7 protein-coding genes are annotated in these 7,052 nt (G+C 66.3%); 4 read left to right on the top strand and 3 right to left on the bottom strand.

Features of this window, described 5'->3' with window-relative positions:
* Positions 1-87 precede the first annotated feature (87 nt).
* Together gph and ABE472_RS14290 are read right to left on the bottom strand one after the other, a co-directional pair.
* Positions 88-738, bottom strand: coding sequence for a phosphoglycolate phosphatase (gene gph, locus ABE472_RS14295; protein WP_313220137.1), 651 nt, complete (start codon positions 736-738; stop codon positions 88-90).
* Between the two features lie 191 nt (positions 739-929).
* Positions 930-1,832: a LysR family transcriptional regulator gene (locus ABE472_RS14290; RefSeq protein WP_313220057.1), complete on the bottom strand. Its 903-nt coding sequence runs from the start codon at positions 1,830-1,832 to the stop codon at positions 930-932.
* 96 nt (positions 1,833-1,928) lie between these two features.
* Here ABE472_RS14290 and ABE472_RS14285 point away from each other — a divergent pair, with 96 nt between their 5' ends.
* Positions 1,929-2,567 carry an NAD(P)H-binding protein gene (locus ABE472_RS14285; RefSeq protein WP_346466506.1) on the top strand — a complete coding sequence of 213 codons (639 nt, stop codon included), beginning with the start codon at positions 1,929-1,931 and terminating at the stop codon, positions 2,565-2,567.
* Between the two features lie 196 nt (positions 2,568-2,763).
* Positions 2,764-3,678, top strand: a complete 915-nt coding sequence (locus tag ABE472_RS14280) for an MBL fold metallo-hydrolase (protein ID WP_346466509.1) — start codon at positions 2,764-2,766, stop codon at positions 3,676-3,678.
* A gap of 267 nt (positions 3,679-3,945) precedes the next feature.
* On the opposite strand, the gene dinB is transcribed toward ABE472_RS14280, so the two are convergent.
* Positions 3,946-5,028 carry a DNA polymerase IV gene (dinB, locus tag ABE472_RS14275; protein ID WP_313220059.1) on the bottom strand — a complete coding sequence of 361 codons (1,083 nt, stop codon included), beginning with the start codon at positions 5,026-5,028 and terminating at the stop codon, positions 3,946-3,948.
* A 231-nt stretch (positions 5,029-5,259) separates the two neighbouring features.
* Here dinB and fabA point away from each other — a divergent pair, with 231 nt between their 5' ends.
* Together fabA and fabB are read left to right on the top strand one after the other, a co-directional pair.
* Positions 5,260-5,775, top strand: coding sequence for a 3-hydroxyacyl-[acyl-carrier-protein] dehydratase FabA (fabA, locus tag ABE472_RS14270; RefSeq protein ID WP_070471641.1), 516 nt, complete (start codon positions 5,260-5,262; stop codon positions 5,773-5,775).
* Entirely contained in the window at positions 5,775-6,983 is a 1,209-nt protein-coding gene (gene fabB / locus ABE472_RS14265) for a beta-ketoacyl-ACP synthase I (protein WP_282263386.1), read from the top strand. Before fabA ends, fabB begins: the two co-directional genes overlap by 1 nt.
* The last annotated feature ends 69 nt before the right edge of the window (positions 6,984-7,052 follow it).

The following is a 7,052-nucleotide window of genomic DNA, read 5'->3' as shown; positions in this document are numbered from 1 at the left end:
CCGGGGCCGCGCCCGGGGCCCCTGGTGGGCCCCCACACGGTTGGCCCGGGGGGGGCCCGCGGGGGGGGCGCCCCACGCCCGAAGGCCTTACAACGCCAACAATTCCCGCAGATCATCCACCACGGCAACCGCCTCGACGTTGTCCAGATCCAGCCCACGCGGATACCCATAGCGCACCAGCGCCACCGGCATCCCGGCATCCACGGCAGCGCGGTAATCGGTGATCGAATCACCCACCATCAAGGCGGCCTCGACGGCCACCTCGAACTGCGCGGCGATATGCCGCAACGGCGCACCACTGGGCTTGCGCTCCGGCAAGGAATCCCCACCCAGCACCAGTGCGAACACGTCCTGCAGACCGAAGTGCTGCAGCAGCGGCGCCACCAGTGCGGACGGCTTGTTGGTGCAGATCGCCAGCGTCACCGAACGCTTGCGCAAGGCAGCCAACGTTTCGGCCACGCCATCAAACAGGCGCGGGCTGCGCAACAGGCACGCCTCGTAGTGGCGCATGAAACCGGGCATCACCTCGTCCAGATCGATATCGCTGCCGGCCGCGGTAAACGCCTGCTCAACGAGCCGCCGCACGCCATCACCGATCCACGTCAACACCGTCGCCTCCGGCACGCGCGGCAACTGCCAGTCCTGCAGCGTGCGGTTGAGCGCTTCGGCGATATCGGCCGCGCTGTCCACCAGCGTGCCATCCAGATCGAACACCACCAACGGATACGGATACGACAAGACAATGCTCACTTCCACAGCAGGGAAGCGCCATTGTACGGAGGTGCGTGTGTGATGCCGATGCACGCCCGGGTAGAGCCGACCGTTGGTCGGCTGCACGCGCCCGCTGCGGTTGCGGGTGCACGGCGTGCTGATGCGCGGTTGCCGGATCAAGTGCAGCCGACCAACGGTCGGCTCTACCGGGGCCGCGTTTACAGCTGCGCCAGGAACGCCGGGCTGGCAAAGCGTTCCACCAGGAAATCCAGGAAGCTGCGCATGATCGTCGGCAGCTGCCGGCGTGAGGCGTACACCGCGTACAGGCCCAGCAGTTCGACTTCATGGTCCGGCAGTACGGCGACCAGTTCCCCCGCGTGCAGCAGCGGTGCGATCTGATACATCGGCAGCATCGCGATGCCCGCACCGGCACGCACCGCTTCCAGCAGCAACGACGCTTCGTTTGCACTGATGTTGCCCCCCACCGCCACCGCGATCTTCCGTCCGTCGCGTTGCAGATGCCACACGCTCTTGCCGACGTAGTGGTGCGTCAGGCAGTTGTGCGTGGCCAGTGCGTCGGCGGTGGTCGGCGTACCGCGCTCTGCGAGGTACGACGGCGCCGCGCACAGCACCGAGCGGCACTGCCCCAGCGGACGCGCGATCAGGCTCGGGTCGATCGCGCGCGAGATGCGCACGGCGATGTCCACGCGCTCCTCCACCAGGTTGACCACCCGATCCACCAGCAACAGTTCAACGCGTGTGAGCGGATGCCGTTTGACGAACTCGGCCACCGCCGCCGCCAGATGGTTCTGCCCGAACGACACGCTCGCGGTGACCCGCAGCAGGCCATGCGGCTCGGGATTGTCCGTGGCCAGCTCCCCGCGCAGCTCATCGCCGATCGCCAGCATCTGCCGGAAGCGCAGCAGCGCCGCTTCTCCCGGCCCCGTCAGGCTGATCCGGCGCGTGGTCCGGTGCAGCAGACGCGCCCCCAGCCAGCGCTCCACCTCGGCCAGATAGCGCGTCACCATCGCCCGCGACATCTCCAGCGCCTCGGCCGCAGCGGTCAGGCTGCCACGCTCGGCCACTTCGACGAACACGTTCATGGCAGTCATCCGGTCCATTTGATCGATCCGTGCAACAAATTAGGCCGTTATACGCGGTTTTTCGTTCGATTCCAGAGGCATACGCTGGCCTTCCTTCCTCAACGGACGTCCCCCATGAAAATCGCTCTCGTTGGTGCCACCGGCAACATCGGCCGTGAAATCACCCGCCAGGCCCTCGCCCGCGGCCATCAGGTCACCGCCATCGTCCGCCGTGAGACTGACCTCCCGGCGGAACTGGACGGCGCGCAGCTGGCCGTGGCCGCGCTGGACGACATCGATGCCCTGGCCGCTGTGATCGCCGGCCATGACGTCCTGGCCAGCGCCTTCGGCCCGCGCCCGGGCGATGCCCCCACCACGGTGACCACGACCAGTGCCGCCCTGGTCGCCGCGGCGCGCCAGGCCGGCGTTCCACGTTTCATCATGGTCGGTGGCGCCGGCAGCCTGGAAGTCGCCCCCGGTGTGCAGCTGGTGGACACCGAGGGCTTCCCGGACGCCTACAAGCCGGTCGCCCTGGCCGCCCGCGAGACGCTCAAGCAGCTCCGCGCCGTCGACGACCTCGACTGGACGTTCTACTCCCCCGCCGCCGAAATCGGCCCCGGCCCGCAGCGCGGCGGCTTCCGCACCCAGGCGAAGAACTTCCTGGTCGGCGATGACGGCCACAGCCGGATCAGCTACGCCGACTACGCCGACGCCTTCGTCGGCGAAATCGAAACCCCGCAATACGTGCGGCAGATCGCCACGGTTGCGTACTGACCAGGCCGCCGATCTGGGCGCAGCCGACCAACGGTCGGCTCTACCGGCCCCGGTGTCATGTCGGGGCCGTTCCCCCCGGTGTCATGTCGGGGCCGTTCCCCCCGGTGTCATGTCGGGGCCGTCCCGCCCCGGTGTCATGTCGGGGCCGTCCCGCCCCGGTGTGATGCCGGGGCCGCGCTGCACAGGACTTCTTGAAATGCAGAACGTTTCCCGCACGACCCTGGCCCTGGCGTTGACGCTCGGTACCGCGCTCGCCATGAGCCCACCGGCCATCAGCCACGCCGCTGCGGCCACCGCCGAAGCCCACGCGCTGCAGGTGCAGCCCTACCACCCCGGTGACAAGGCGCTGTTTTCGGTCGCGTCCACCCTGATCACCGGCCGCCACGACGCCATCCTGGTCGACGCCCAGTTCGCCGCCACCGATGCCGCGCAACTCGTCCAGCGCATCCGCGATTCCGGCAAACGGCTGACCACGATCTACATCAGCCACGGCGACCCCGACTACTACTTCGGCCTGGCCACGCTGCAGGACGCCTTCCCCGACGCCCGCATCCTCGCCACCCCCTCCACCGTCGCCCACATCAATGCCACCCAGGCCGCCAAACTCGCCTACTGGGGCCCGCAGATGGGCGCAGCCAAGCCCAGCCGCATCGTCGTCCCCACCCCACTGGACGGCGACACCCTCACCCTCGAAGGCCAACCGATCAAGATCATCGGCCTCACCGGCCCCACCCCGGACCGCACCGTCCTGTGGATCCCCGCCCTGCGCACCGTCCTCGGCGGCATCCCCATCGTCGCCGGCGAACACGTCTGGATGGCCGACACCCAAAGCGCCCAATCGCACGCGCACTGGCTGCAGACACTGGCCACGATCAAAACCCTGAACCCCGCCCGCGTCATCCCCGGCCACTACGCAGCCGATGCCGCCTTGGACATCAGCGCAGTGGATTTCACCGCCGACTACATCCGCGCGTTCGACGAAGAAACCGCACGCAGCAAAGACGCCAACGTACTGATTGCCGCGATGAAAAAACGCTATCCAAATCTGGCGGGCGAGAGCTCACTGGAACTGAGCGCGAAGGTCGCCAAGGGTGAAATGCAGTGGCCGTAATGACGCATCCGTAGAAACCAGACGTCATTCGCGAATCTCGAAACGCACGACGCGTTTCCCCTCTGCGCACCGACCCAGTGTCGGGGGGACGACGCGGGTGGGGTATCGGGACCGTGTGTTGCCATGGATGGCAACACACGAGCTTACAGGGACGTACTTGCAGCGGGTCCCGATACCCCACCCGCGTCGTCCCAAACCCTAATAACCCGGACCCCAGCGCCTCAGCCGTTGCCGTTGCCGTTGCCGTTGCCGCAAACAGAAAAACCGTCAGCCATCACCCAGGTGATCAAACAACCCCGGCTGGCGCACCACCTCACGCTCCCGGAAGCCCCCCAACCCCACCCCCACCAACCGATACCGCGTCTCCAATGGCAACTCCACCCGCGCCCGCAGCCCCAACGCAATATCGCGCAGTTCCTCCAACGAATCCGGCGGCGACTCCGGCGTAAAACTCCGCGTAATGATCCGGAACTGCGACGTCTTCAACTTCAACACCACCGTATGTCCCACCCGGTCCGTCTTGCGCGTCGCCAGCCATGTCTTCTCCGCCAACTGCACGATCGCCGGCGCCAGATCCTCCAACAACAGATCCTCGGCGAACGTATCCTCCGACGAAATCGACTGCACCGGCTGATCCGGTTCCACCGGGCGCTCATCCACGCCGCGCGCCCGATTGAACAACCGTCCGCCGAACGTCCCGAACCGCGCCTCCAGTTCCTCCAGCGGCAGCGCACGCAGATCACCCACCGTCGCCACCCCCAGCTCGGCCAGCTTCGCCGCCATCACCTTGCCCACGCCCGGCACACGATTCACCGGCAGCGGCGTCAGAAACTGCTCGATACGATGCGGCGGCACCACGAACTGCCCATCCGGCTTGCGCCAATCCGAGGCGATCTTGGCCAGGAACTTGTTCGGCGCGATCCCCGCCGAGGCAGTCAGCTGCGTCTCTTCGCGGATCTGCGCGCGGATGATCTGCGCGATCTCCGTCGCCACCGTCATCCCGCCTTTGTGCTCGGTCACATCCAGATACGCCTCATCCAGCGACAACGGCTCCACCAGATCCGTATGCCGCAGGAAAATCTCGCGTACCTGGCGTGACACCGCCTTGTAGCGGGCGAAATCCGGCGGCACGAACACCGCCTCCGGACACAGCCGCTCCGCGCGCAGCGCAGGCATCGCCGAACGCACGCCAAACACACGCGCCTCGTACGAGGCTGCGCACACTACCGAACGCATGCCCCGCCACGCCACCACCACCGGTTTGCCCCGCAAGGAAGGGTCGTCACGCTGCTCCACGGACGCGTAAAACGCATCCATGTCGACGTGAATGATCTTGCGGGGGCGGGACACGGGCGTTGGCACTCGGATTCAGATGAACAAGATTACAGCCACACGCCGCAGTATGGTTGTTGGATAACAACAACATGCGTTTTTGAACCTGAAAACACTACGGCGGCGTACGGTTAAAACGTTTGATTGAATCACTTTTTCTCATGCACTCTTGAGCACTTGCTTCATGCAAGAGCAGTCGACCTGTGGTCGGCTCACCCCGATGACAACTTCCTCAGGATTGCGTTTTCCATGACTCGTCTCAACGCGTTCTCGCGCGACCAGCTGCTGGCCAGCGCCCGCGGTGAACTGTTCGGCCCGGGCAGCGGCCGCCTGCCCAATGATCCGATGCTGATGTTCGATCGCATCACCGATATCCGCGAGGACGGCGGTCCCCATGGCAAAGGCATGGTACGCGCGGAACTGGATATCCGCCCTGACCTGTGGTTCTTCGACTGCCACTTCCTCGGCGACCCGGTCATGCCCGGTTGCCTGGGCCTGGATGCCATGTGGCAGCTGACCGGCTTCTTCCTGACCTGGATCGGCGCGCCCGGCCGTGGCCGCGCCCTGGGCTGCGGCGAAGTCAAGTTCACCGGCCAGGTACTGCCGAGCGCCAAGCGCGTCACCTACGAAATCGACATCTCGCGCGTCATCAACCGCAAGCTGGTGATGGCACAGTCCGACGCCCGCATGCTGGTGGACGGTCGCGAAATCTACTCTGCCAAAGACCTGCGTGTAGGTCTGTTCACTTCCACTGAGAACTTCTGATGCGTCGCGTCGTCATTACCGGAATGGGCATCACTTCGTGCCTGGGCAACGATCTGGACACCGTGTCCTCCGCACTGCGTGAAGGCCGCGCCGGCATCCGCCACCTGCCCGATCATGCCGAAGCCGGCCTGCGCAGCCATGTCGGCGGCAACATCGAGCTCGACCTGGATGCGCAGATCGACCGCAAGGTGAAGCGCTTCATGAGCGATGCCTCGGCGTATGCGTACATCGCCATGCGCGACGCGATCGCCGATGCCGGCCTGGACGAGGCGCAGGTCGCCAACCCGCGGACCGGCCTGATCGCCGGCTCCGGCGGCGGCTCCAGCCAGTGGCAGGTCGAATCGGCCGACATCCTGCGCGCCCGTGGCGTGCGCAAGGTCGGCCCGTACATGGTGCCGCGCACGATGTGCTCGACCGTGTCGGCCTGCCTGGCCACCGCGTTCCAGATCAAGGGCCTGAGCTACTCGCTGTCGGCCGCCTGCGCCACCTCCGCGCATTGCATCGGCGCCGCTGCGGATCTGATCCGTCATGGCGCGCAGGACGTGATGTTCGCCGGTGGCGGTGAAGACCTGCACTGGTCGATGAGCGTGATGTTCGATGCGATGGGCGCCCTGTCGACCCGCTTCAACGACACGCCGGCCTCGGCCTCGCGCCCGTACGACAAGGACCGCGACGGCTTCGTCATCGCCGGCGGCGGCGGCATGCTGGTGCTGGAAGACTACGACCACGCCGTGGCCCGTGGCGCGCGCATCTATGCCGAGCTGGTCGGTTACGGCGTCACCTCCGACGGTGCCGACATGGTCGCCCCGTCCGGTGAAGGCGCGGTGCGCTGCATGAACATGGCGATGGAGCACATCACCGCCCCGATCGACTACCTCAACACGCATGGCACCTCGACCCCGCTGGGCGACGTCACCGAGTTGAAGGCCGTGCGCGAAGTATTCGGCGAGAGCATCCCGCCGCTGTCCTCGACCAAGGCGCTGTCGGGCCACTCGCTGGGTGCGGCAAGCGTGCATGAAGCGATCTACTGCCTGCTGATGATGCGCGATGGCTTCATCGCCGGCTCGGCCAACATCGGCGAGCTGGACCCGCTGGTGGAAGGCTTCCCGATCGTGCGCGAGACGCAGCCGGCACAGCTGAACACCGTGATGTCCAACAGCTTCGGCTTTGGCGGCACGAATGCGGCGCTGGTGTTCAGCCGCCTCTGACGGCAGCCTGTGTCCGCATGAAAAAGCCCGGCCATGTGCCGGGCTTTTTCGTGGTCCAGACGGGCAACG

Origin of the sequence: Stenotrophomonas sp. TWI809 (genome assembly GCF_039673205.1) — a bacterium.
In the GTDB taxonomy this organism is placed as follows: domain Bacteria; phylum Pseudomonadota; class Gammaproteobacteria; order Xanthomonadales; family Xanthomonadaceae; genus Stenotrophomonas.
Note: the sequence above shows the minus strand (reverse complement) of the source record. Positions and strands in the feature narration are given on the sequence as shown.